The 23116-nt window shown below is 66.3% G+C and carries 22 protein-coding genes and 2 tRNA genes; 8 read left to right on the forward strand and 16 right to left on the reverse strand.

Going from position 1 to position 23116, the window contains the following annotated elements:
- Positions 1-19: 19 nt before the first annotated feature.
- From AC4AMJ_RS23465 to AC4AMJ_RS23490, 6 genes are all read right to left on the reverse strand, one after another.
- A complete protein-coding gene (locus AC4AMJ_RS23465; protein WP_489898755.1) occupies positions 20-643 on the reverse strand; it encodes a putative glycolipid-binding domain-containing protein in 624 nt (207 codons plus the stop codon).
- 81 nt (positions 644-724) lie between these two features.
- Positions 725-1447, reverse strand: coding sequence for a hypothetical protein (locus AC4AMJ_RS23470; protein WP_489915033.1), 723 nt, complete (start codon positions 1445-1447; stop codon positions 725-727).
- A gap of 147 nt (positions 1448-1594) precedes the next feature.
- Positions 1595-3292 carry a cation:proton antiporter gene (locus AC4AMJ_RS23475; RefSeq protein WP_489898753.1) on the reverse strand — a complete coding sequence of 566 codons (1698 nt, stop codon included), beginning with the start codon at positions 3290-3292 and terminating at the stop codon, positions 1595-1597.
- A 45-nt stretch (positions 3293-3337) separates the two neighbouring features.
- Positions 3338-4141: an aquaporin Z gene (aqpZ, locus tag AC4AMJ_RS23480; protein ID WP_489915035.1), complete on the reverse strand. Its 804-nt coding sequence runs from the start codon at positions 4139-4141 to the stop codon at positions 3338-3340.
- Between the two features lie 105 nt (positions 4142-4246).
- Positions 4247-4678 (reverse strand): NUDIX hydrolase, encoded by a 432-nt coding sequence (locus tag AC4AMJ_RS23485; RefSeq protein ID WP_489915037.1) that lies wholly within the window; start codon positions 4676-4678, stop codon positions 4247-4249.
- Between the two features lie 24 nt (positions 4679-4702).
- The gene (locus tag AC4AMJ_RS23490; RefSeq protein ID WP_489915040.1) at positions 4703-6022 is read right to left on the reverse strand and encodes an acyltransferase; all 1320 of its coding nucleotides are present in this window, start codon (positions 6020-6022) and stop codon (positions 4703-4705) included.
- Between the two features lie 127 nt (positions 6023-6149).
- Between AC4AMJ_RS23490 and AC4AMJ_RS23495 the strand changes: the two genes are divergently transcribed.
- Complete coding sequence (locus tag AC4AMJ_RS23495) at positions 6150-6551, forward strand: DUF3761 domain-containing protein (RefSeq protein WP_489915042.1); 402 nt, start codon at positions 6150-6152, stop codon at positions 6549-6551.
- A 576-nt stretch (positions 6552-7127) separates the two neighbouring features.
- On the opposite strand, the gene AC4AMJ_RS23500 is transcribed toward AC4AMJ_RS23495, so the two are convergent.
- The 4 genes from AC4AMJ_RS23500 to AC4AMJ_RS23515 form a co-directional block, all read right to left on the reverse strand.
- Entirely contained in the window at positions 7128-7292 is a 165-nt protein-coding gene (locus AC4AMJ_RS23500; RefSeq protein WP_489915044.1) for a hypothetical protein, read from the reverse strand.
- 901 nt (positions 7293-8193) lie between these two features.
- Positions 8194-8838, reverse strand: a complete 645-nt coding sequence (locus AC4AMJ_RS23505) for a TetR/AcrR family transcriptional regulator (protein ID WP_489915045.1) — start codon at positions 8836-8838, stop codon at positions 8194-8196.
- A gap of 125 nt (positions 8839-8963) precedes the next feature.
- Positions 8964-9641, reverse strand: coding sequence for an ABC transporter ATP-binding protein (locus tag AC4AMJ_RS23510; protein WP_489915047.1), 678 nt, complete (start codon positions 9639-9641; stop codon positions 8964-8966).
- On the reverse strand, positions 9638-10768 hold the full coding sequence (locus tag AC4AMJ_RS23515) for an ABC transporter permease (RefSeq protein WP_489918500.1): 1131 nt from the start codon (positions 10766-10768) through the stop codon (positions 9638-9640). The genes AC4AMJ_RS23510 and AC4AMJ_RS23515 overlap by 4 nt, the downstream gene beginning before the upstream one ends.
- A 167-nt stretch (positions 10769-10935) precedes the next feature.
- Between AC4AMJ_RS23515 and AC4AMJ_RS23520 the strand changes: the two genes are divergently transcribed.
- Complete coding sequence (locus AC4AMJ_RS23520) at positions 10936-12561, forward strand: MFS transporter (RefSeq protein ID WP_489915049.1); 1626 nt, start codon at positions 10936-10938, stop codon at positions 12559-12561.
- Between the two features lie 118 nt (positions 12562-12679).
- On the opposite strand, the gene AC4AMJ_RS23525 is transcribed toward AC4AMJ_RS23520, so the two are convergent.
- Both AC4AMJ_RS23525 and AC4AMJ_RS23530 read right to left on the reverse strand, forming a co-directional pair.
- Positions 12680-12752, reverse strand: a tRNA-Arg gene (locus AC4AMJ_RS23525).
- Positions 12753-12797: 45 nt separating this feature from the next.
- Positions 12798-12886: transfer RNA gene (locus AC4AMJ_RS23530), tRNA-Ser, on the reverse strand.
- Between the two features lie 110 nt (positions 12887-12996).
- Here AC4AMJ_RS23530 and hisC point away from each other — a divergent pair.
- Positions 12997-14067 carry a histidinol-phosphate transaminase gene (gene hisC, locus AC4AMJ_RS23535; RefSeq protein ID WP_489915051.1) on the forward strand — a complete coding sequence of 357 codons (1071 nt, stop codon included), beginning with the start codon at positions 12997-12999 and terminating at the stop codon, positions 14065-14067.
- An 18-nt stretch (positions 14068-14085) separates the two neighbouring features.
- On the opposite strand, the gene AC4AMJ_RS23540 is transcribed toward hisC, so the two are convergent.
- On the reverse strand, positions 14086-15069 hold the full coding sequence (locus tag AC4AMJ_RS23540; protein WP_489898747.1) for an alpha/beta hydrolase: 984 nt from the start codon (positions 15067-15069) through the stop codon (positions 14086-14088).
- A 202-nt stretch (positions 15070-15271) separates the two neighbouring features.
- Between AC4AMJ_RS23540 and AC4AMJ_RS23545 the strand changes: the two genes are divergently transcribed.
- Positions 15272-15751, forward strand: a complete 480-nt coding sequence (locus AC4AMJ_RS23545; protein WP_489915054.1) for an acyl-CoA thioesterase — start codon at positions 15272-15274, stop codon at positions 15749-15751.
- Between the two features lie 14 nt (positions 15752-15765).
- On the opposite strand, the gene AC4AMJ_RS23550 is transcribed toward AC4AMJ_RS23545, so the two are convergent.
- Together AC4AMJ_RS23550 and AC4AMJ_RS23555 are read right to left on the reverse strand one after the other, a co-directional pair.
- Positions 15766-17007, reverse strand: a complete 1242-nt coding sequence (locus tag AC4AMJ_RS23550) for a hypothetical protein (RefSeq protein ID WP_489898745.1) — start codon at positions 17005-17007, stop codon at positions 15766-15768.
- Between the two features lie 39 nt (positions 17008-17046).
- On the reverse strand, positions 17047-18177 hold the full coding sequence (locus tag AC4AMJ_RS23555) for an acyltransferase family protein (protein ID WP_489915056.1): 1131 nt from the start codon (positions 18175-18177) through the stop codon (positions 17047-17049).
- A 43-nt stretch (positions 18178-18220) separates the two neighbouring features.
- Here AC4AMJ_RS23555 and AC4AMJ_RS23560 point away from each other — a divergent pair, with 43 nt between their 5' ends.
- Positions 18221-19234 (forward strand): magnesium transporter CorA family protein, encoded by a 1014-nt coding sequence (locus tag AC4AMJ_RS23560; protein ID WP_489915058.1) that lies wholly within the window; start codon positions 18221-18223, stop codon positions 19232-19234.
- A 24-nt stretch (positions 19235-19258) separates the two neighbouring features.
- On the opposite strand, the gene AC4AMJ_RS23565 is transcribed toward AC4AMJ_RS23560, so the two are convergent.
- Positions 19259-19933 (reverse strand): winged helix-turn-helix transcriptional regulator, encoded by a 675-nt coding sequence (locus AC4AMJ_RS23565; RefSeq protein WP_489915060.1) that lies wholly within the window; start codon positions 19931-19933, stop codon positions 19259-19261.
- Between the two features lie 177 nt (positions 19934-20110).
- Between AC4AMJ_RS23565 and AC4AMJ_RS23570 the strand changes: the two genes are divergently transcribed.
- The 3 genes from AC4AMJ_RS23570 to AC4AMJ_RS23580 all read left to right on the forward strand — a co-directional run bounded on the left by AC4AMJ_RS23570 (position 20111) and on the right by AC4AMJ_RS23580 (position 23106).
- The gene (locus AC4AMJ_RS23570) at positions 20111-20926 is read left to right on the forward strand and encodes a class I SAM-dependent methyltransferase (protein WP_489915062.1); all 816 of its coding nucleotides are present in this window, start codon (positions 20111-20113) and stop codon (positions 20924-20926) included.
- A 144-nt stretch (positions 20927-21070) separates the two neighbouring features.
- Positions 21071-22069 carry an alpha/beta hydrolase gene (locus AC4AMJ_RS23575; RefSeq protein ID WP_489915064.1) on the forward strand — a complete coding sequence of 333 codons (999 nt, stop codon included), beginning with the start codon at positions 21071-21073 and terminating at the stop codon, positions 22067-22069.
- 56 nt (positions 22070-22125) lie between these two features.
- Positions 22126-23106 (forward strand): alpha/beta hydrolase, encoded by a 981-nt coding sequence (locus AC4AMJ_RS23580; protein ID WP_489915066.1) that lies wholly within the window; start codon positions 22126-22128, stop codon positions 23104-23106.
- Positions 23107-23116 lie beyond the last annotated feature (10 nt).

The following is a 23116-nucleotide window of genomic DNA, read 5'->3' on the forward strand; positions in this document are numbered from 1 at the left end:
GGTGTTCAGATGGCGGGGTTCAGACGCGGGTGGCCAAGCCGACGTAGTCGACCACGAAGCCGTTGTCGTCGACGGTCAGCGACGAGGTCACCACCGGCGACACGACGCCGATCGACTCGGGTCCGGGCGTGTAGTGCAGGGTGGCCGGTTCGACCTTGCCGCTCGGCAGGTAGAGGTACACCACCGGTACGTCGACCTCGGCGCCGCCCTCCTGCAGGCGATGGCGCCGGATCGGAAGGGCGTTGAACATCGGCGACAGGGCGAGATCGACATCCTCGGCGCCGTTGAAGTCGCTGCGCGTGATGCCGTCGGCCGTCTGCACCAGCCAGTTGTGCTCGCCGTCACGGGTGATGGCGAGCTGTGTTTCTCCGCTCGCGCGCAGTAGATGGACCGACAAACGCTTGGTCACACCCAGGTCATTGGTGACGAGTTCGTACGACGCGGAGAACGCCTCACGCTCGTCGGTGGCGGCGGAGATGATGCGCCCGTAGGCCTTGATTCGCGCACCGGTGACCAGCAGGCGGACCTGTTCGAGCCGGTCAGCGCCCTCGCCGCGCCACGTGATGACCGTCTTGAGGTCCGGCGACGACGACGTGCCGCCCGACGACGCGGTGTTCTCTGGTGCTGTCTGAGAAGAACTCACAGGTCTACGGTAGCGACCTGATCACCTCAGCACACAGTTGATGGGCATCCACGAGCGCTCGAACGGTGATCGACGTCACCATCAGGCCCGGCAGGAGACCGTACGGCGCGGCGAATCGGGCGAGATCCGATCACTCGCCACAGTGCGACCGTCGACCTTGATCGAGCACATCGCCTCCCCCTGCCCGGCCAGTACGAGGATGCGCAGCGGGTTGGCCGTGCCGGTGAAGGTGACCGTCCACGACGCCGGTGCACCGACGGTGGTGCGGAGGCCGACGTCATCGACGTAGAGGATCGTGGTCGGGCTCGACGCGGTGACCTGGTAGACGACTTCCTTGCCTACCGGCCGGGCCGGGATACCGGGGGTGTCGGGCGTCGCCGGGTCGCCGATGGGCGGTTGTGTCGGCAGCTCGGAGATCACCACCGGCAGGTTCGGCTGCGCGGCCGGTTGATCGGCGCCGCGCAGCGCCGCCCGGCCGACGGTGAGAGCGAGAAGTCCGAGAGCCGCGATCGCGACGAGCGCCACCATCGCGACCAGCCGGCGATCCGAGGCGGATGCCCGACCGCCCTTGGCGTCGTTCGCCCCCGGTTCCGATTCCGGAGGGCCCGACCCCTCGGAGGGGTCGTCGTCCGGACGGATCGGGTCACCCGACGGGGTCTGGCCCGGTTGCTGCCCCGGCACGAACAGGGGGGTTCCGTCGGGCGCATAGCCCAGCGGCGGATACAGCTGGGGGTACAGCGGGACCCGGTACAGATCGTCGGGGGGCGGCGCCGGACGGGGCGGCTGCCCGGTGGGCTGTCCCATGTCGGCCCTCCCGTCGCGTGTCTCGTCGCGTCTCTCATCGGGTCCGGTCTGCGCCGGATCGCGGGCGACACCGCCCGCTCCTTCGACATTACGTCGCGACCGTGACGGCGTGCGGAACAGCTCTCCGGACCGAACCGGAGGCCTGGACTACAGGCGGCTCTCCAAGCGCGCCGACAGACCGGCTTCCTGCAGGTCGAGTCGCTCCAGCATCGCGCGGACGGCCTCGTCCTCGACGTTCCCCACCTCCCGCTCGGCCACCAGAGCCTCGCGCTGGGCTTCGAGCACGGCCCGGTAGAGGGCGGCGAAAGCGTCGGTGCGCGCGGTGTGCGCCTCCGGATCGGGCATCTCCTCGACGTCGCGCGACTGCCGCGCCACGGTGTCCTTGATGTACTCCACCGTCGCCGGGTCGAGTTCGGCCGGCGGTGTAGCCACGAAACCGGCGATCACGTCCTGGGCGGCGGCCTGCACGATCTGCTCGGTGCGAACGGTCTGCTCCTGGTCGTAGTTCTCCTCGTCCTCGTTGTGCAGGTGCAGCTTCTGGATGAGCCACGGCAGCGTCGGCCCCTGGATGAGGATCGTGCCGACCGCGACGACGAAAGCGATGGCCTGGATCGCGGACCGCTCGGGAAACGGTTCGCCGGAGGCCGTCACCACCGGGATGCCCGAGGCCGCGGCCAGGGTGACCACACCGCGCATGCCGGTCCAGGCGATCACGGTGGATTCCTGCCAGGTCAGGTGCCGGTTGTCGATGCGAGACGAGAAGCGCCGCCGCCGCTTCGGCGGGTCGCTCACCGTGGCGACGCGCCGGGTCGATCGACGTGGGCTCGGCGTCACCTCCACACTGATCGAGCTGTCGATGCGCCGGCTCACCACGCCGCGCCCGAACATCGCGAACACACAGATCGGGCGGATGGCCAGCACGACGACGAGCACCAGCACCGAGGCCAGCGCGATGTGCAGCAACGATTCTCGCGCCTCGCTCAGGTCTTCGATGATGAACCGCATCTGCAGACCGATGTAGGCGAACACGAACGCCTCGAGCAGCACATCGACCGAGTTCCACACGTACCGTTCCTGCAGACGGGTCTGGTAGCCGGCGTGGACCGACCCCGATCCGACGACGAAGCCGGCGATCACCACCGCGAGCACTCCCGACGCATGCAGGTGTTCGGCGGTCAGGAAGGCCGCGAACGGCACCACGAATCCCTGAACCGTCTCGAGCGCGGGGTTCTGCAGATGCCGCCGAATCCACAACGTCAGCACACCGAGGACCGCGCCCACGATCGGCCCGAGGACCGCGTTGTAGCCGAACAGCAGCAGCGGGTTGTCGATGAACGAGTGCGTACCGGCGATCTGGGAGATGGCGATCGCGAACAACGACAGCGCCGCGGCGTCGTTGACCAGGCTCTCACCGGTGAGGATGGTCATCAGGCGCTTCGGCAGACCCAGCTTGCGTCCGATCGCGACCGCGGTGACCGCATCCGGCGGCGCCACGATGGCCCCGAGAAGCAACGCGAGCATGAAGGTGAAGCCGGGAATGACCAGCGATGCCACCCAACCCACCACCAGCGCGGTGATGACCACCATCGCGACACCCAACCCGAGGATGGGTTTGAGGTTCCGCAGGAAACTGGGGAACGAGAAGCCCAGTGCCGCCGAATACAGCAGCGGTGGCAAGACGACGGTCAGCAGGACTTCCGACTCGAGTTCGACCTGCGGCATACCCGGTATGAACGAGACCGCGAGCGCGATCACGACGATGATCAGCGCCGGCTGCATCCCCCGCCGGTCGGCGATCGCGGTGACGATGATCGCGCCGACCAGCACCAGGATGAGCAATTCCATGGCCTGGATTGTCGCAGGCCAGCGACCATTTCGCTGGCCTGGCGGTCAGCGGCCGGCGGTTTCGGACTCCCGCTCGGCTGCCTGGTCCGTCGGGGTACCGGCGAGCATCTTCAGCTTCCCGTCCTCGAACAGCAACGGGTACAGCAGGCCGCCGATGAGTCCGCCGAGCAGCGGGGCCACCCAGAACAGCCACAGTTGCGCCGGGGCGCCGTCGCCGTTGAAGAACGCGACGGCCGTCGACCGGGCGGGATTCACCGACGTGTTGCTGATCGGTATCGAGATGAGGTGGATCAGGGTGAGGCACAGGCCGATCGCCAACGGCGCGAACGTGCTCGGGGCCTTGCCACCCGTCGTGCCCAACACGACGAGGAGGAAGAACGCGGTCAGCAGAACCTCGGCGATGAAGACCGCCAGCATCGAGTACCCGTCCGGCGAATTGTCGCCGTAACCGTTGGCCGCCATACCGCCGATGCGGTCGAATCCGTCCTTGCCGCTGGCGATCACCAGCAGCAGCAGACCTGCGAGCAGACCCCCGACGACCTGAGCGATCCAGTACCCGGGCAGTTCCTTCCACGACATGCGGCCGCCCACCGCCGCACCGAGGGTGATCGCCGGATTGAAATGGCCGCCGGAGATGTGTCCGACCGCGTACGCCATGGTGACCACAGTGAGACCGAAGGCCAGCGCGACGCCCAGGTAGCCGATGCCGACCTGATAGTTGTCACCGCCGTCGGTCGCCTCGGCGATCTGCTTGGCGGCGAAGATCGCCGACCCGCAGCCCCCGAAGACAAGCCAGAACGTTCCGAATAACTCCGCCGCGAGTTTCGCCACGGGCGATGGAGATGTCATGGAAGGAATCCTCTCGTTTCTGTTCGGCGCGCTAAAGGTCCCCCGGGGGTCACGGTAACCGAAATAATCTTGAAATCGGTGAACGTCGGGAAAACTTCGGTAAAGTCAGTGAGTCGAATTTCGGGCCCGCAGAGCCGGAATCACATGATCGGTGACGACCGGCGCAAGATCGTCGGGCAATGTCGCCAGATCGATGTCCAGCCATCGGATCTCCGCGATCTCGGCAGCCGGCGCGATCTCACCGCCGATGGGCGGATATTCGAAAATGGTTGCGGCGATGTCATATCCGTCTTCGTTGGCCGCAGCCGAACGAAAGCATCCCCAGCGACGCAGATCCGTCACGGCGACGTACAGCCCGATCTCCTCGAGACATTCCCGCGCGGCAGCCTCGATCGCCGATTCCCCGGTTTCAGGCTTGCCTCCGGGAAGCATGAAACGCTGCGTGCCGCGCTTGCGGACGGTGAGCAGAAGCCCTGCACGGTCGCGGACGACGACACCGCTGACGACGATCGTTCGCGCACTCCGACGGTTATCCACAGAAGTTACTCACATGTGTGTAATTCATCCGTGGACCTCTCGGTGAAGGCGTGGAATATCGTCGTCCACCTGCCGAAATCGGTGCAGGTGTTCGGTCGTCGCCGGGCTCGTCATGGCCTCGAACTCCTGGGGTGGCAGGGCCATCTGAAACACCAGTCCCCGACCGCCGACACCTTCTGTCAGGGCGCCGAGTCCCGCGACCGGCAGTTTCAGCACCGGCGAGAAGTAGGACGCGCAGGCGCCCTCGAACCTGATGTCATGAACGCCGAACCCGCTCAGGTTCGTGACGAGCGGGTTCCACCGGGCCGGATTGAAGGCTGTGGATACACACCGCGCGCCCCGCCACGCTCCCGCAGCGTCCAGGAAACGTTGGTTGATACGCAGATCGCAGTGTTCGGCGTCGAAGTGATCGACGGTACGACGGATGCGTTCAGCCGTCGCTCCCGCGTCGTCTCCGCGGTGCAGGTCCACGTTCAGCGTCGTGATCATGTTGCCGACGAGCGTGGGGTCGAGACCGCACCGACCGCGCACGTTCACCGCGAGCGCGAGGGTGCGACGGTCCACCGCGGCATCTGCCTGCATGAGCGCCGCGGAAACGTGTGCGCACACAACGTCGTTCGCTGACAGGCGCACACGGGCCCCATACGTCTCGCGCATGCGGGCTATCTCGTCGTCCCCGAAGTAGAGCCCCAGCGTGCGCTGCCGTCGCGCATCGCGGGCCAGATACCACGCGCTGCGCGCGAGTTCGCCGAGCCCGAGGCAGCGCACCCCGGGTTCGGCGGCGCCGTCGGCGGGGAGATGTTCGTCGAGGTAGGCGGGACGGTCGTCGACGATCAACGGCTCGGCGACCGGATCGCCGGCGGCAGCGGCGGCCCACGCGTTCATGAAGAGCATGAACGTCTGCATGTCGCCGAGCACGTGGTGAAACGAGAACCCGATCGCGGTCGCATCGTCGGCGAGATGGGTGACACGGACCTTGCACACCGGACCCCAGCCCCACCGGCCCGCGGCGCCGTTCACGGGGTCGATGAGCCACCCGCCGGCGTCCTGCACGATGGACTTGATCGCGTCGTGCTGCGTGCGGTCCGACGACACCGTTGTGAACGGCACACCCCGCCCGGAACATCGGATGCGCATCGCGCCGTCGGCCATGCCCAGGCGCGCCGCATAGATCGGCAGGCTCGTGAGGGCGTGTGCGAAAGCGTCGGCGAGCGCCGTCGGGTCGAGGTGCCACTCGAAGAAGAGGACGTTGTGGATGGCCAGGTTCGCCACCATGGCGTCGCCGACGTCGCAGCGAATGTCGAACCGGCGTGTGTCCAACGGCCTGATCAGCTGGGTCGGCACACGCCGGAGTTTACGCCGAGGCCATGCGTACGTTTGTCCCCAGAGCCGGTGTCGCACAAACGGGTGAATTCACCGGCCGCCGTGTGTATTGCCGCCGGATTCTCGCGCGGTGGCCGAGAATGCGGCAATGAGGAAAACGATTGTGCGGCGTGCCATTGTCGCCACCGGTGCCGGCGCAGCGCTCAGCGTTGGACTGCTGGTGGGTCAGGCAACGACCGGTCCGGCCGTCGCGCACGCCGACACCGCCTACAGCCACAATGTGTGCGGTTCCAAGTACTACGAGAACTCCGACGGAGTCTGCACGCCGAGGCCGGACGGAAGCCCGAGCGGCATCAAGTGCAAAGACGGCACCTACAGCCACGCCACACACCGTCAGGGCGCGTGCTCTGGCCACGGCGGAATCGACGACAGCGCCAGTGGCGACAGCAGCGGGAGCGCCGCCTATGGCAGCGCCGTGCTCGGCGCCGGTGTCATCGGGAGTGCGGTACTCGGCAGCTCGATGCTTCCTGCCCTTCTGTTCGCCAGCTGACGAGTGCGTGTAGCGCTCGGTCTTGACGTGCGGCTGTTCAAACGATGACCCGCGACCCGAGGACTCCCACAGAGCCCCACCTACCGCGTCACCACGACAGGTTGTGCTCGATCAGAAGCGCCCCGTCGGCGGCTTGCTGCTGGGCTCCCTCAGGACCCGATCATCGTCGAAGCGCCTCACCGGCGCCGATCCGCACGGCGCACCCCTAGCACAGAACGCGCTAGACGCGCCGCGACGCCGAGTTCCTGTGGAGAAGTTCCCCGAAGCCCTGTCGCTCGAGACTGCGGATCAGGCTCTTTGACGGGTGGTTGTTGTCGAGCCATTCGCGAATGCCGGCCTCTTGCTTGGCGCGGGGTGAACGAGCCAGGTGCAGCCGACCAAGTAGAACACCGGTCATCTGGGGCGCAGGCGCGCGACGACCCGGGGCCTGAAGCCCTCGTCATCCCACAATCTCTCTGCAATACCCACTGAGGTGCACCGTTCTCAAAAGTCAGGGTGAATGATCCTGTCTGCCACAACGACGGTAACTCACCCAATATTGCTCAGCTGTAACGATAGAGATAAAACCCCTGGTCATCAGGAAATCACGGTAGCGATGACCAGAGGGATCTCGCCGAAGAAGTCCACTGAATCTATCTGTAGCTGCACAAACGCCGGTAACAGCAGCTCGCCCTGATAAGCGAGGTCTGGATCTCCGCTTGCCGCGATCCAGAATGCCTGCTGACCAGCAGAAAGAACCATGGTGAGCAGCGCCGGTCCGCCGCCCAGCTTCGGCCGGGCGAATGGGACAGCGCAACCTCACGGTGTACGGAGGTAGCGAAGAAACCTTCGTGGTCGACGAGCTGCCCGACGAGCCGACCGAGATCCCCGCTATCCAGGGCAAAAGTCTTCCGTGTGTCGCGCACACCGCGGCAGACTGGACCGGCCTGACCAGCTCATTGGACCGGACGAGGGTGTCCAGGTGGTCAGCCAGGTCGCCGGCCTCCGGGTTGTCGTCAGCGTAGTTCTCGACGCGGAACGCATTCTGGATCGCCTCGTACGATCGGTCGTCACGCTGCCAACACCGCACCGTATAGCAGTCGTCTGAGCTGAGGTTCCCGATGACGTCGCGGAAATCCTCGTCGAGAGCTGAAGCCGCGGCGTATTCCTCCACTGCGACGGGTTCACTCGCGCCCACCGGATCATCTTGGCTCAGGTCACTCCGATTTGCGTCTTCTGACTCATCGTCCGATCGCCGGTCTCGGCCTGGGAGCCTCTTCACGGACTTCGGCCGGCAGCGCTGACGGAAGCACCAATACGCAGCCCCGAATCGTCGTGAATGCCTCGGCTCTGGCTATCAGAAGCGCCTTCACGGCTCCTGAACAGCGAAACCCCCGCCGGACCAAATGGTTCTGGCGGAGGTTTCTCTCTGTGCGCCCGTAGGGATTCGAACCCCAAACCTTCTGTAAGGAAACCTGTGCAATAGAGGGGTACCAGGCGGTAGTGAGGGGCACTGAGACCTCTTGTAAGGGTGGAAGATTGAAAGTCAGGAGTCACGTGAGTGCCGGTGACTACCCGTTGATACCTCTGGCAAAGAGCGGGATAAGAGCGGAGTAGTACTGCGCGGTCGCATCCTACGACGACCAGACCATGGGCGCGGTCATCAACCGTCAGGTGCAGGGCTGGGCGACTGGGCCACGGGTGCCGGATCGGGCAGCTCGGGCCCGAGGTGAAGGTATGGGCCCAGGAGCCGGCGAAGGCGCGCCAGCGCGGTTCGGCGGGCAGTGGGACCCGTGGCGTTCTCGGCAACAGCGCCGACCGTCGTCACGATCAGGGTGTCGATCAGCTCCGCGATCGGGTCGGCGTCGGGTTCACCGAAGTCGGCGAGTGCGCGGCGCAGAGGTTGCTGGATCCGGGCGTGAAACTCTTCCATCGGACCGCGCAGCACGTCAGGTGCGACGATCCTGGTGAGGGCTCGTGCGACGTCCTGTTCGGAGCTTGCGAACAGTTCGACATTGGCCTCGATGTAAGCCCACACTCGCTCGGCCGCGGAGCCGGCGGCGTCGACCCGGGTAAGGACGCGGGCAGCCCAGTCCGGAAACACGTCGGCGACGACGGCGGCGACCAGATCGTCGGCAGAGGGGAAATACTGGTAGACACTGGTCCGAGCCAGCCCGGCCCGCCGTCCCACGGCCGCGATCGAGGGTGCCTGAGTTGTCTCGGCGATATGCGCTCGAGCGGCATCCAAGACGACCCGCCGCTGGTTCGCGTGATGTTCGACGACGGTCGGCGCGGTGATGCGAGGCATCGGTCCCTCCTGTCAGCGGCGTCCGCCGCCTACCCGAGAATAGACGGACCCCGGCGACCCCCCGGGCGGTCCCTGCGGGAACTCGTCGGGTGCGGTGCATGGCTGGCCGGCGCGTGACGCGTCGGTCATATCGAGGACAGTGCTTGGAGCCGGCCGTCGACCATCTCGAGAATCCGATCGCAATGATGCAGCACCTCGTGGTCATGGGTGACCATGATGGCGGCGACGCCATGCCGGTGGGCCTCGCCGGCCAACAGCGCGACGACGTCTTGACTGCGCTGCCGATCGAGAGCGGCCGTGGGCTCGTCGACCAGGAGTACGGCCGGACGGGTCACCAAAGCCCGGGCTATTCCGACGCGCTGCCGCTCCCCGCCCGAGAGTTGGTGCGGGCGACGGTCGGCCTTGTTCTCCATACCGACCTCGGCGAGCAACTCCCGGGGGTCGCGCGGGTTGGTGACGCGGGCGAAGGTCAGCGGCAGTCGAAGCTGGTCCAGGGAGGTCAGCGCGGGTACCAGGTTGTCGGTTTGGAACACGAACCCGATCCGTTCACGTCGGATTGCGGTTCGTCGGCGCGCGGTGATTGTGGTGAGGTCGACATCACCGAGACGGACGGTGCCGCTGGTGGGTGTCGTAAGCGCCCCGGCCACGGCCAGCAGGCTCGACTTTCCCGATCCCGAGGGGCCGACCACGGCCAACAGTTCGCCGGCGGCGACGTCGAGGGTCACTGCATCGAGCGCGGTGATCGTCTCCTCGCCGTCACCGCGCCGCAAGGTCACGTCATCGAGGGAAAGAACTGTGGTCATCGGTTGCCTCCTAAGGCGGTGAGCGGTTCGACGCGAGTGATGCGCAGGACGGCCACGGCGGCGCCGACGACGCCGAGAACGATGAGTAATGCGGTGGCGCCTGCGATCGGGCCGGCCTCGAGAGCAAACGGCATCGCCGTCTTTGCGATCGCGGCACCAGCAGCGACACCGACCCCCACGCCGACGGACGCCGCTGCGACGAGCAGGAGAACCGACTGCAGGAGGCTGTCACGCAGCAGGTATCCGGTACTCGCTCCCAACGCGCGCAGGATCGCTATCTCTGATCGTCGTTGGATCGTCAGAACGGTGAAGAAGGCCCCGACGACCAATGCGGAGATCGCATAGAGAAACGCCTGGATCATCTGCAGCGTTGAGGTCTCTGCGGTGTAGCCGGGCGATGCGCCGTACGAGTCCGACAATGTCATCGAGGTGGTCCCGGCGGCACGGTCACCGGCCGCGAGATCGACGTCCGCGTCGTCGGCAGACAGCACTCCGACGGCGGTGATGTCGTGATAGATCCGGTCCGGAACCTGCTCGCCCGGTCGGATGCCGGCATGGATTTCCTGCCAGGTGCGCAGTGGCACGTAGCCGACGTCCACGTGCCCGAAGGTGTTCTGCTCGGCCAGCACTCCGACGACCTTCAAGGTGGTGCCGTTGGGTTCCAGCGTGACCGTGTCACCGAGTCGGACGCCCTTCTCCACGGCGGTGGGACTCACCACGATCTCGCCGGGTCCGGCGACTCGACCGCCCTGGGCCGCCTGGGGGTTCAGGAACGAGTTGGGGTCGACGCCGAACAGAGCGAGGTCGATCTCGTCGCCTTCGCCCGTATGCGCGTTGACCAAGGAATCACCGAATGGCGCGGCCGCGTTGACGCCCGGCTGCCCGGCCCAGGTCGCCACGGCCGATTCCTCCACCACGCTTCGGGAGAACGCGGAGTCCTTGCTGACATCGTGCTGGAAGGCCAGCGACGTGACCGGCAACGCCTTGAGTCCCGACACGCCGTCGTTCACCAGGCCCACCGACAGCCCACTCAGAAGCACCATCAGCACTGCGATCAGTGCGACCACGGCACCCATCAAGGCGAACCTGCCCCGTGCGAAGGCAAGTTCACGCAACGCGAGAAACATCGTCACCACCATCCGTGCATACGTTTTACAAACACCATGACGGGAACTGTACCGACAGGGTGTCGAAAACGTCAAAATCGCGCGCACGGCCGACGGCCACACGGAGGACCGAGGCCGAAACCGGGGCAAAATCGATTTTACCGACGGGGCGTTGATAACCTGACGGGGTGACTCACGACGACTCCTCGCTCTCGACTCCTCGTCCCCCACTCGAGCCTGCGACCTCCCTGGACCGGAAGGGCTGGATCGCCCTGCTGGTGATCGCGATCGGTGTCGGCACCGTGATCATGGACGCGACCGTGGTCAATGTTGCGTTGCCGGTCGTGATCGACGACCTGAACCTGACTGCTGCCGACGCGCAGTGGATCAACGCGGCGTACTCGCTGGTCTTCGCGGCGCTGCTGCTGACGCTCGGGCGGATGGGTGATCTGCACGGTCGCAAGAGGCTGTTCATCACCGGCATGCTCGTCTTCGTGCTGGCGTCCGGGGTCGCCGGGCTGAGCACGGGCGGCACGATGCTGATCGCCGCGCGACTGATCCAGGGACTGGGCGCGGCGATGATCGTGCCGAGCACGCTGTCGACGATCAACGCGATGTTCGCCGAGCGTAGTCGAACGATCGCGTTCGCAGTCTGGGGATCGGCGATCGGTGGGATGGCGGCAGTCGGGCCGCTCGTGGGTGGATGGTTGGCCACCGATGCGTCGTGGCGCTGGGCGTTCTGGCTCAACATCCCGATCGGCGTGTTGGTGCTCGGCGGCGCACTGCGGGCGATCCCGGAGACCCGTGACCCCTCGGCGAGCCCGGGTCGTGACGTTGCCGGCGTGCTGATGTCGGCCATCGGGATGGGCGCGATCGTCTTCGCGCTCATCGAAGGGCAATGGTTCGGCTGGTGGCGTCAGGACAACGGAAACATTTCACCTGTCCCGATCGCGCTGGCGGCGGGGATTGCCCTGGTCGCAGGATTCATCATCGTGGAGCGGCGCCGGCGCCAAGGCGTCAAGCACGTGCTCGTCGACCTCCGACTGTTCTCCATCACTTCGTTCCGCACGGGCATTATCGCCGCGCTGATCGTCGCTTTCGGCGAGTTCGGACTGCTGTTCACGCTTCCGCTGCTGCTCCAGGGCACCCTCGGCTACAGCGCCCTCGGTACCGGTGGCGTGATCACGGCACTGGCGATCGGTACCTTCGTGGCCTCGGGAGTGCTGCCCCAGCTTCGCGCACGAATGTCTCAGCGGGCCATCGTCAGGGCAGGGCTCCTGTTGGAGGCCCTGGCAGTCGGCAGCCTCGCGGCGGTGCTCACGCTAGACATCTCGACGTTCACGCTTTGCGCGCTCCTCTTCGTCTACGGTGCAGGCGTCGGCTGGGCCACCGCTCAACTGACCTCGCTGCTGCTCTTCGACGTGCCGGTCGGCCAGAGCGGACAGGCATCGGGGCTGCAGAGCGCCGTGCGCCAACTCGGCTCAGCGCTCGGCGTGGCGGTGCTCGGCGGGTTCCTGGTCGGGCGACTGGGTGCCGAGACCGCCCAGGGTCTGACCGCATTGCCGATTCCCGATGCGGCGGCGGACTCGATCACCACGGCAGTGCAGGAGAGCGCCGGAATTGCCATCGCGTCCCTGCAGACCGACCCGACGGCGTCCGCTGTCGCCGATGTCGCATCCACTGCAATGATCGAGGCGAGTCGCTGGACACTCGGGATCGCCGCCGCACTACTCATGCTCGGCTTCCTCGCGACGCTATTCCTGCCCCGACAAGTCGACGATGCCCCGAATGTCGACTCAGCGGTCTCACGATGAGAACCGCAGGCCCAGAACGCGGAAACACCTGCTGAGGGTCCGGCATCCGCACACATGCCAAACGGCCCGCGAAAAAATGTATCCCCACCTGCCTACGCAGGTGGGGATACATTTTCGGTGCGCCCGTAGGGATTCGAACCCCAAACCTTCTGATCCGTAGTCAGATGCTCTATCCGTTGAGCTACGGGCGCGTGCTATTCAGTTGTACTCCCACGGTCGGCGTGACCGTAGGTCGGCGGAGGCGAGAGGATTTGAACCTCCGGTCCCGTTTTAGCGAGACAACTCATTAGCAGTGAGTCCCATTCGGCCGCTCTGGCACGCCTCCTTGGCGGAGTCCTTTCGAACTGCCGAAGCGAAAGGTTACACACTCCGCGCGCCGCGAAGCAAACCGCCACCATTTTGGCCGTTCCGAGGCCTCGGACCTACATTTGACGGGTGACCCTGCGCATCCGCCCAGACCTCGACGACCTGCCCGCCTACGTGCCCGGGAAGACGTTTCCCGGTGCGGTGAAACTGGCGAGCAACGAGGTCACCGAGGGACCGCTGCCCAGTGTGCTCGATGCGATCGGCGCGGCCGCGGCGGCCGTGAACCGCTACCCCGACAACGGGATGGTCGAACTGACCGCGGCGCTGTCCAAGAAGCTCGGCGTGACCGAGGCCGAGCTGCAAGTCGGATGCGGGTCGGTGATCCTCTGCCAGAACCTGATCTCGATCACCAGCCGCCCCGGGGACGAGGTTCTCTTCGGGTGGCGATCGTTCGAGACGTATCCGCTGGCCACCCGGGTCGTGGGTGCGACCCCGGTGCAGGTGCCGCTCAACGCCGACCTGACCTATGACCTGCCGGCGATGGCCGCCGCGATCACCGACCGCACGCGGCTGATCTTCGTCTGCAACCCGAACAACCCGACCGGCACGGTCGTCGAGGCGGACGCCCTGCTCGAGTTCCTGCGGGTGGTGCCTTCCGACATCATCGTGGCCCTCGACGAGGCCTACTTCGAGTACCTGCGGCTCGGGCCCACCCAGGCCTACGACGCCGTTGAACTGCGTCGCGAGTTCCCCAATCTGGTGGTGCTGCGAACCTTCTCGAAGGCCTACGGTCTGGCCGGTCTGCGGGTGGGCTATGCGATGGCCGATCCCGAGGTGATCACCGCGCTCGGCAAGGTACACGTCCCGTTCTCGGTGAGCAGCCTCGCCCAGAGTGCCGCGCTGGCCTGCCTCGACGCCGAAGACGAGCTGCTGGCGCGCACCGACGCCGTCGTGGCCGAACGCACCCGCGTGTCAGCGCGACTTTGCGACCTCGGCTATCGCGTGCCGGATTCGCAGGCCAACTTCGTCTGGCTGCAGCTCGGTGACCCCACGATGGAGTTCGCCCAGGCCTGTGTCGAGGCGGGCGTCGTGGTGCGCCCGTTCGCCGGTGACGGTGTCCGTGTCACGGTCACCAACCCGGGCGAGGACGACGTGTTCCTGGCCTTCGCCGAGCAGTGGGCTGCCCGAACGCCTGCGTGAGTTCGTTCGCGGACCGACTCAGAGGCCGCGCGCGATGGTCGGCCATGCGGCCGGCAGATCCTGCTCCCAGTACACCCAGTTGTGCGTGCCGATGAAGTGGAAGCCGTCGGTGAAGGGCACATTGTTGGCCCTCAGGGTCGCCGCGAACTCCAGCGAACAGCGCCAGGCGCCCAGTTCGAGCGCCGAACCGGCGGCGGTGACCGCCGACCGCGGACCGTCCTTCGGGTCATAGGGCGCGGTCAGGTCCAGAGGCCCGACGGCTCCCGAGCCGGCGGAGATGAAGATGTTCTTGTCGCGGAGCTTGTCGAGATGCCGGGTGGGGTCGTGCGCGAACCAGTTCGCCGAGCCGAACGGGCCCCACATGTTGGTGGCGTCGCCACCGCTCTTGGCGACAGTGGTTCGCACATAGCTCTCGTTCAACGGCCCCGAGACGGGCGGGCAGCCGCTCAACGAGGCGATACCCGTGTACAGGCTGGGGTGGCGGACGGCGAGGGTGAAGGCCGACTGCCCACCCATGGAGAGTCCCACGACGGCGTTGCGGCCGGTCCCGTCGAACTTCTCATCGATCAGCGGCGGCAGTTCCCGGGTGAGGAAGGTCTCCCATTGCGGTTTGCCGAGCGCAGCGTCGCGATGCAACCAGTTGGTGTAGAAGCTGCCTGCACCGCCGGTGGGGAGCACCACGTTCACGTTCTTGTCGGCGAAGAACTTCCCGGCCTTGCCCTTCGTGATCCAGTCGCTGACGTTCTCACCGGCGTCGGCGCCGTCGAGCAGATACACCGTCGATCGGGGACCGGCAGAGTACTGGGGGGTGAGCACGGAGACCTTCACCTTGCCGCCCATGGCCGGGGAATTGACCCAGATGTCGGTGCGCAGCGGACTCAGTTTGGTGGCTTTGGAGATCCTCGCGGCCTTCGTGTCGTCGGCATGGGCTACGGCGGGCGCCACGAGCAACGCGATCATCAGGCAGACGACAACCGTCGCCCACCGGTTCGACTTGCGCATCTTCTCCCTCACCACAACGCGTATCCCCGCCCGTCGACATCGTCGTCGTCGAGCACCCTCATTCCGACCCTGCGGTACCCCCTGAGGACCGCGTCGTCCCCTCCACAGGGTACTGATCGACATCCGGCTTGCGGAACCCCTGAGAATAGGCTGCGGATCACGGATGCGCGCGTCGACGAACTCACCACGGAAAGGCTGGCTGATGACTCCGGCACAGAACCCCGCCGCGAACGCCGACGAAACCGCGGAATCGGGACTCGACGAGCACGGCTTCGCGTTCGTGGCCCACGTCGGCGTCCGATGGTCGGACATGGACGCGTTCGGCCACATCAATCACGCACGCATGGTCACGCTCATGGAGGAGGCGCGGATCGCGTGGCTGGTGTCTGCCGGCGATGAGTACACGCCGCTGATCACGAGCGCGATGATCGTGCACGTGGAGATCCGGTATCAGCGTCAGCTGCGCCACGACGATTCGCCGCTGCAGATCGGTATGTGGATCAAGGGCAACCGGTCGGTCGACTTCACGATCGGCTACGAGGTCCGCGCCGGCGGTGACGAACCGGGTGCCAAGCCCGCCTGCGTGGCGAGCACACAGATGGCGGTCGTCGACGTCGAGGCGCAGACTCTGCGTCGACTCACGGCGACCGAGAAGGCCTACCTGCGGTCCTGGACGCGGTGACCTCGAACACGGCGTCAGGACGGCTCGTAGCGGGCGGGTAGTTCCCTCGGCACGGCAGGCGAGATGCGGGCGATGTTGCCCTGCAGCACGTCCCGGTAGATGCGCAGCTGCTCTTCCCCGCTGCGGACCTGCTCGGTGAGTCGCTTGGCATTGTCCACCGAGATCTCCCGGTCGCCCGAGCGCGCGATGAGTTCGTCGATCCGGTCGTCGATCGTGCTGGCCCGGTTGTACTCGGCCAGCACCCGCAACTCGATCGCAGCCGATTCGACGACGGAGGCCACCTCGCCGAGGGCCTGCACCCGATCGATCAATTCGGTCCACACCGGCCGGAGCGTGGTCTCGCGGCGGTCGATGTGTTCGGCGAACGCCCGGTCGAAGCCGCCGTTGCGCTTGGCCCGGTCCAGATCGATGCGTACCGCCCGCAGCGCGATCACGTCGGCGGCGATCTCGGCGAGTTCGGCGTGCAGATTGACCTGCGTGCGCTGGATCTCGAAGTGGTCGGACAGCCACGCCGGGTTGCGGACGATGCGATCGTAGAAGTGTCCGGCGACGAACAGCAGCGTCTCGTATCCGTCGACGAATGCCGCAGAGCCGGGGATGGCCGCCGGGGCCTGGGGGTTGTCGTCGCGGTCCGGGGTCAGGATCTGGTTCGCCCATTCGCCGGCCTGCGGATGACCCGAGCGGGCCGCCACCTGGCCCACGACACCGGCGATCCGGTCGATCGCCGCCGTCCCCGCACGCCGCACATATCCGGAGGTGTTCACGTTGGGGGTCGGGGTGCACAGCAATCCCGCGAACAGCCGCTCCCGCTCCTCGATCTCGAGGTAGACGTTCTCGCGCCGTTCACGTCGGATCGCCCGGGTCCCACCCGCGAACACGCCTTTCGCGGTCACGAGGACCTTGCGGGCGTCGTCACGTCGACGGTGCAGACCGTTGAGACGGTTGCGCATCACCGCTGCCACGACGCTCGGCATCATCGGGTTGGCCAGTTGACTCTCGGTCTGCCCGATGAGGCGTTGCAGTCGTCTCAGGTTGCCGAATCCGCCCGGCAACGCCGGCACCGGCAGTCCCGTCGAGATCCGGCGTACCACGATGGCGCGCCCACCCGGGGTGAGAAATCCGGACGCGACAAGCACGCCGGCGGTGTCGGACAGTTCCGGGCGTTCGCCGGGTAGCCGCGACTGATCGCACCACGCTCGTATCTCGTCACTCGTCGTGGTCCCGGCCGGAAGACCGGAACGCCGGTTGTCGACCATTCGGATAACCCTCGATTCCCCATCCGGACCTGCCGGACGTCACGATCGATCGTACCTGCGCGCGACGAGTGGCCCGGGCGTCCGAGCATGGGTGATCGGCGCCGTGACCCGGTGCAAACCCCACGCCACCGGCACACTGACCAGGGTCGTCGCAAAGAAGGCGACCAGCATGGAGCCGGTGAAGACCCCGTACCCCAACACGTCCATCACCACCTCGAGGACGACCACGTGGACGAGGAAGAACTCGTACGAGATCTCCCCGAACCAGACCATCGGGCGACAGCCGCACACGCGCGCCCACCAGTCGGTCTGGTCCCGCATGGTCAACGGCCCGATGAGTCCGACGGCGATGATCACGTAGAGCAGGTGTTTGACGATCGTCGCCGAGGCGGTGGTCGGGGTGATGGTGGGTTCGCCCGCGGCGTCGGCGCCGGACAGCAGGAACGCGCCCACCGCGACCGCCACCGAGAGCGTGGCGTTCCAGCGACGGACCAGGTGCCGGGACACCGCCAACAACATCCCCGCGACGAACCACCCGAAGAAGGCCGGCGCCCACAGGCGGGCCGTCGGGCTGATGCCGGAGCTGCCCGCGACCGCGACCGACCAGATCGGCGACACGAGCAGCAGTACCGCGAGCCCGACGATGAGCAGATCCGGTCGCCAGCGTCGGCGGCAGACGATCACCCCGAGTACCCAGGCGATCGGCGGGAGCACCAGATAGAAGACGACCTCGGCCGCCAGACTCCACATCTGGGTCAGCCCCGAGTGGAGATGCCCGAGTCCGTAGACCTGCGTCAGAGTCATGTTGCGCAGGAAGCCCGTCCAGCCGGAGCCGGTGGGCGCGGCGTCGGGCGGTTCGGAGACGAGGAACAGCGCGTACACGGCGATCACCGTGAGCCAGTACGCCGGGAGGATACGTCGTGCCCGGTGCCAGAAGTAGCGACCCACCAACGGCCGCCGACGTTGCCCTGCGAGCGCGTCGACCCACGGCGCGAACAGCAGATATCCGGAGAGGACGAAGAAGATCGCGACCCCGACCTCGAAGCGCGACATCAGCCGACCGGCGAGGTCGTCGGTGTAGTGGCCGGTCCAGAACGCGGCGTGGGTGAGGCACACCGTCAGGGCGGCAACCGTCCGGATGCCGGTGAGCGACGGGGTCCGTGCGGCCATGGTGCGATCCTGCCACCTGTGATCCCGGTGGCAGGATGTGGGCATGTCCGAACGTATCCGGGGCCAGATCTGGCGTGACGGTGAGAAAGCCGAGGGTTTCGAACTGGCCAAGATCTCGGACTGCATCGGCGAGCAGGGCGTCCTCATCTGGGCCGATCTGGAATGCCCGACGCACGCGACGATGGCCGCACTGGCCGACGAACTCGATCTCGACCCGTTCGCCGTGGAGGACACCACGTCGTCGGCCGAGCGTGTGAAGGCGGTGACCTATGCCCATCACACCTTCATGATGGTCTACGCCGTCACGTGCGACCGGACCGATCGGCGCTCTGCGACCACCCCGCCGGCGCAGCGGGCCAAGTCGTTCGCCCTGCACCGCATTTCGATGTTCATCAAGGGCAACGCGCTGATCACGGTGCGCCTGTCCGAAGGATTCGACATCGACGAGGTCACCGCCCGCTGGGACGAGAGTGGCGGACAACAATACGGGATCGGCGCACTGCTGCACGGGTTGCTCGACGTCGTGGTCGACGGACATTTCGATGCTGTCCAGCAGATGGACGACGCCATCGAAGGCCTCGAGGGCCTGCTGTTCGACGAGCGGGTGCCCGGCCGGACCCTGCAACGCCAAACCTATGATCTACGAAAGGATCTCGTCCAGTTGCGCCGCGTGGTGCTACCGATGCGTGAGGTGATCGGCGCGATCCAGCGTCGACGATTCGAGAACCATGCGCCATCCGAACTCGACCCGCATTTCTCCGATCTCTACGACCACGCCCTGCGGGCCGCCGAGTGGACGGAATCGTTGCGCGACATGATCACCACCGTGTTCGAGACCAATCTCTCGCTGGCCGATGCGCGACTGAACACGGTGATGAAGAAGCTGACGGCGTGGGCGGCGATCATCGCGGTCCCGACCGCCATCACCGGGTTCTACGGCCAGAATGTGCCGTTCCCCGGCTACACCCACACCCTCGGATTCATCACCAGCACAGTGCTCATCGTCGTCGTGGTCCTCGGACTGTACGTCAGCTTCCGGCGCCGCGACTGGCTGTGACCGCGGACGTCGCCGCGGCAGACCTCATGCCGGACGCGGGATCGCCGCCGATACGCTCTGGCCGATCCAGCCCGGCACCTGCCGCCGGACATCGGCAGGTGCTTCGATGGCGATCCGCTCCTCACTCAGCCCTTTTCGCCAGTCGATGTCGCCCCGCCACACCTCGGTCAGGGTACGCAGATCGGTGACGACGGTGGCATCCACGTCGTAACCGGGGTTGAAGTCGCATATCTGGGTCTCACCGTCGGTCACCACGAGCCACCAGAATCCCGCCTTGCCGATGACATCGGTGAAGTTGAACTCGACCATCGTCCGCTTCCGCGGCCATTGATCGATCGGGACCGTCCGATGGATGTCCCACAGCAGCAGATGTGGGTCGAGGTCGGCGTCGCCGAGTTCGCCGATCCACCGGATTCCCCACGAACTCAGTGCGGTCACCACCTCGTTGAGTTCCTCGCCCTTCTCGGTGAGGGTGTAGACCGAACGACCACCGACGTCGGAGCGTCGGATGACCCCGGCGCGCTCGAGTGTTCGGAGTCGCTTCGTGAGCAGCGCCGGCGACATCTTCGGCACCCCGCGGCGCAACTCGTTGAAATGCCTGCTGCCCAACAGCAGTTCGCGCACGACGAGCATCGTCCAGCGCTCGTCGAGGAGTTCCATCGCCTTGGCCACCGGGCAGAACTGTCCGTATGAGGGCATCGCAACCACCTTTTTGATCGACCGGGTTCAAGTACACACCTGACGAGAACGGAAGGCCAGTACAGATCTTGTACTGCCGCCGGTTCATTTCTTGGTCTGGAGGAGGGGTGCCACCGCCGACGACGCTGACAACAGCACATCGACAGTGATGCGCACCGAGTAGAAGGAGAGACCCACATGTCGACCACCACCATCACCACCGACGCGACGATCAAGAGCCGTCACCGCGCAATGTGGGCGTCCGGGGACTATCCCGCCGTCGCCGATGTGATCGCGGACTTCGGGCCGCGTCTCGTCGACGCCACCGGTATCGGCGGCGATGACCGCGTCGTCGACGTCGCCGCCGGTGCCGGAAACGTGGCAATTCCGGCCGCCGCGACGGGAGCCCATGTGGTCGCCACCGACCTCACCCCGGAGTTGCTGCAGGTCGGCGAGAGTCGCGCCAGTGAACTCGGGATTGTCTGGCGCACAGCCGATGCCGAGGACATGCCGTTCGACGACGACACGTTTGACATCGCGGTATCCGCTGTCGGTGTCATGTTCGCCCCGCATCACCAGAGCTGCGCCGACGAACTCACCCGTGTCACCCGTGCGGGTGGTCGCATCGGGTTGATCAACTGGACGCCAACCGGTTTCATCGGCGAGCTGTTCTCCGTGATGAAGCCCTACGCACCGCCGCCGCCTCCCGGCGCCCAGCCCGGCGTGCTGTGGGGCGACACCGATCATGTGCGAACCCTGTTCGGTGATCGGGTACGCGACTTCACCGCCACCACCGAGACGGTCGAGGTGAACCAGTTCCCGGACGGTGCGGCGTTCCGCGACTTCTTCAAGGCCACCTACGGCCCGACGATCGCCGCGTTCAAGTACATCGGCGATGACACCGAGCGGGCGGCCGAGTTGGACCGTGCGATGGCCGAACTGGCCGATCGGTACCTCGACAACGGGGTGATGCACTGGGAATACCTGCTGGTCACCGCCACGGTTGCCGAGTGAGGCAGGTGCCCGTCGAGCTGCGGCGAGGTCACCGCGTCGTTGCGGAACGATCTCGCGATTCGCCTTATCAATCCAGGTCCGACATACTTCTACCTGTTACAGATGGTGCAGAAGTGGCGGATGTGAAGATTGGGGAGGTCGGCAGTGGCTCGACGGGCACGACTCCTGGCTGCGCTGACCCCGGTGGTCGTTGCGCTCGGCGTCGGGTCGGCGGGCTCGCTCGATGTGCCCTCGGCGAGGGCCGATCCGCCCCCTGATCCCGGCACGCCGTACATCATGTCGACGACGCCCTTCGACGGCCGGGACCGTCTCAAGGTGTGGTCACCGGCGATGGAGCGCGCCGTCACCGTCGACATCGCGCACCCGGCCGGCGATGCCTCCCGGCCCACGCTGTACATGCTGGACGGCGCCGAGGCGCACGACGAGGAATCGGGCTGGTATGCCCGGACCGACCTGGCCACGCTCGCCAAGGGCGAGAAGCTCAACGTCGTGACCCCGGTGGGTGATCCACACAGCTATTACACCGATTGGCGCGCGGTCGATCCCGGCATCGGCAAGAAGTACATGTACGAGACGTTCCTGACCAAGGAGCTGCCACCGCTGGTCGACCGTGAGTTCAACGGCAACGGACGAAACGCGATCGCCGGCGCATCCATGGGCGGCGTCGCGGCGTTGACATCGGCCGCACGCCAACCGGCTCTCTACCGCGGGGTCGCCGGGTACAGCGACTGCGCCAACATCTCGAGCCTGGCCAATCAGTTGCTCACCCAATGGGATGTCTCGCGTGTGGGTGGCAATGCCGCCAACATGTGGGGCCCCCTCGGCGATCCCGGCTGGGCCGACCATGACCCGTACCTGATGGCCGACAAGCTGCGGGGCACGACGATCTACCTGTCGTCGGGCAACGGCGTTCCGGGCAAATACAACAATCTGCTCTCCGACCCCGTCGACGAGTCGCTTCGTGGCATCGTCGGCGAGATCGGGTCCGGCTTCTGTACCGGGCAGATGACGGCGCGCTTGTCCTCGCTGGGCATCCCGTACACCGCCAACCTGCATCCGTCCGGTACACACGCATGGGGCTACTGGAAAGACGAGCTGGTGACGTCCTGGCCGGTGCTCATGCGCTCACTCGGGTTACGGTGAGCGCTGCATCAGCGATATATGACACTGTGAGCGGTCGGGGTACTGGAGGTCTACACGTGGTTCGACGGGCACGGTTTCTCGGGGCGGCGGTCGCCGTCGGCGCGGCACTGACGGTGGCAGCAGGGCTGCTCACCGCACCACCGGCGTCCGCACGGCCGGCAGCACACGTCGTCTCGGAGTATCCGTACCACGGTCGTGAGCGGCTGAAGGTGTGGTCACCGGCCATGGGGCGGACGGTGACGGTCGACGTCCAGCATCCGGGGTGGGGCGGCTCCCGGCCGACCCTGTACATGCTCGACGGCGCCGAGGCGAGTCCCGCTGCGTCGGGCTGGTACCTGTACGGATCGCTGTCGCGGCTGGCCGCGCGCGAGAACCTCAATGTCGTGACGCCGGTCGGCGACCCACACAGCTATTACACCGATTGGCGGGCCGTCGACCCGGGCATCGGCAAGAAGTTCAAGTACGAGACGTTCCTCACGTCCGAATTGCCTCCCCTGATCAACGCACGCTTCGGCGGCAACGGCCGCAACTCGATCGCGGGGACGTCGATGGGCGGCGTCGCTGCGCTGACCCTGGCGGCGCGCCACCCCTGGCTGTATCGCGGTGTCGCCAGCTACAGCCACTGCTCGAACATCTCCAGCATCCCCGATCAGCTCGTCACGGCCTTCGATGTGGCCCGCGGCGGCGGCAACGTGGCGAACATGTGGGGACCCGTCGGCGATCCTGCGTGGGCCGCCCACGATCCCTACCTGATGGCTCCGCGCCTGCGGGGCAAGACGATCTACCTGTCGTCGGGCAACGGGGTTCCCGGCCGGTACAACAACCTGCTCGGCGATCCGGTCGACCAGACCGTGGCCGGCATCGCGGGCGAAGCCTTCAGTCTGAGCTGTACCCGTCAGATGACCGCCCGGCTGTCGGCGCTGCACATCCCCTACACAAGCGATCTGCGGCCGTCCGGGACCCACAAGTGGGGCTATTGGAACGACGAACTCGTGTCCTCGTGGCCGGTCCTCATGCGTTCACTCGGTCTGCGCTGACCCACCTCGA

This window comes from Gordonia sp. LMA484, assembly GCF_058129505.1.

Coding starts and splice junctions, on each gene's coding strand:
- AC4AMJ_RS23470 (WP_489915033.1), bottom strand. CDS start 1,447: ATGGGACAGCCCACCGGGCAGCCGCCCCGTCCGGCGCCGCCCCCCGAC.
- AC4AMJ_RS23475 (WP_489898753.1), bottom strand. CDS start 3,292: ATGGAATTGCTCATCCTGGTGCTGGTCGGCGCGATCATCGTCACCGCG.
- aqpZ (WP_489915035.1), bottom strand. CDS start 4,141: ATGACATCTCCATCGCCCGTGGCGAAACTCGCGGCGGAGTTATTCGGA.
- AC4AMJ_RS23495 (WP_489915042.1), top strand. CDS start 6,150: ATGAGGAAAACGATTGTGCGGCGTGCCATTGTCGCCACCGGTGCCGGC.
- AC4AMJ_RS23500 (WP_489915044.1), bottom strand. CDS start 7,292: ATGGTTCTTTCTGCTGGTCAGCAGGCATTCTGGATCGCGGCAAGCGGA.
- AC4AMJ_RS23505 (WP_489915045.1), bottom strand. CDS start 8,838: ATGCCTCGCATCACCGCGCCGACCGTCGTCGAACATCACGCGAACCAG.
- AC4AMJ_RS23510 (WP_489915047.1), bottom strand. CDS start 9,641: ATGACCACAGTTCTTTCCCTCGATGACGTGACCTTGCGGCGCGGTGAC.
- AC4AMJ_RS23515 (WP_489918500.1), bottom strand. CDS start 10,768: ATGTTTCTCGCGTTGCGTGAACTTGCCTTCGCACGGGGCAGGTTCGCC.
- AC4AMJ_RS23540 (WP_489898747.1), bottom strand. CDS start 15,069: ATGCGCAAGTCGAACCGGTGGGCGACGGTTGTCGTCTGCCTGATGATC.
- AC4AMJ_RS23545 (WP_489915054.1), top strand. CDS start 15,272: ATGACTCCGGCACAGAACCCCGCCGCGAACGCCGACGAAACCGCGGAA.
- AC4AMJ_RS23550 (WP_489898745.1), bottom strand. CDS start 17,007: ATGGTCGACAACCGGCGTTCCGGTCTTCCGGCCGGGACCACGACGAGT.
- AC4AMJ_RS23555 (WP_489915056.1), bottom strand. CDS start 18,177: ATGGCCGCACGGACCCCGTCGCTCACCGGCATCCGGACGGTTGCCGCC.
- AC4AMJ_RS23560 (WP_489915058.1), top strand. CDS start 18,221: ATGTCCGAACGTATCCGGGGCCAGATCTGGCGTGACGGTGAGAAAGCC.
- AC4AMJ_RS23565 (WP_489915060.1), bottom strand. CDS start 19,933: ATGCCCTCATACGGACAGTTCTGCCCGGTGGCCAAGGCGATGGAACTC.
- AC4AMJ_RS23570 (WP_489915062.1), top strand. CDS start 20,111: ATGTCGACCACCACCATCACCACCGACGCGACGATCAAGAGCCGTCAC.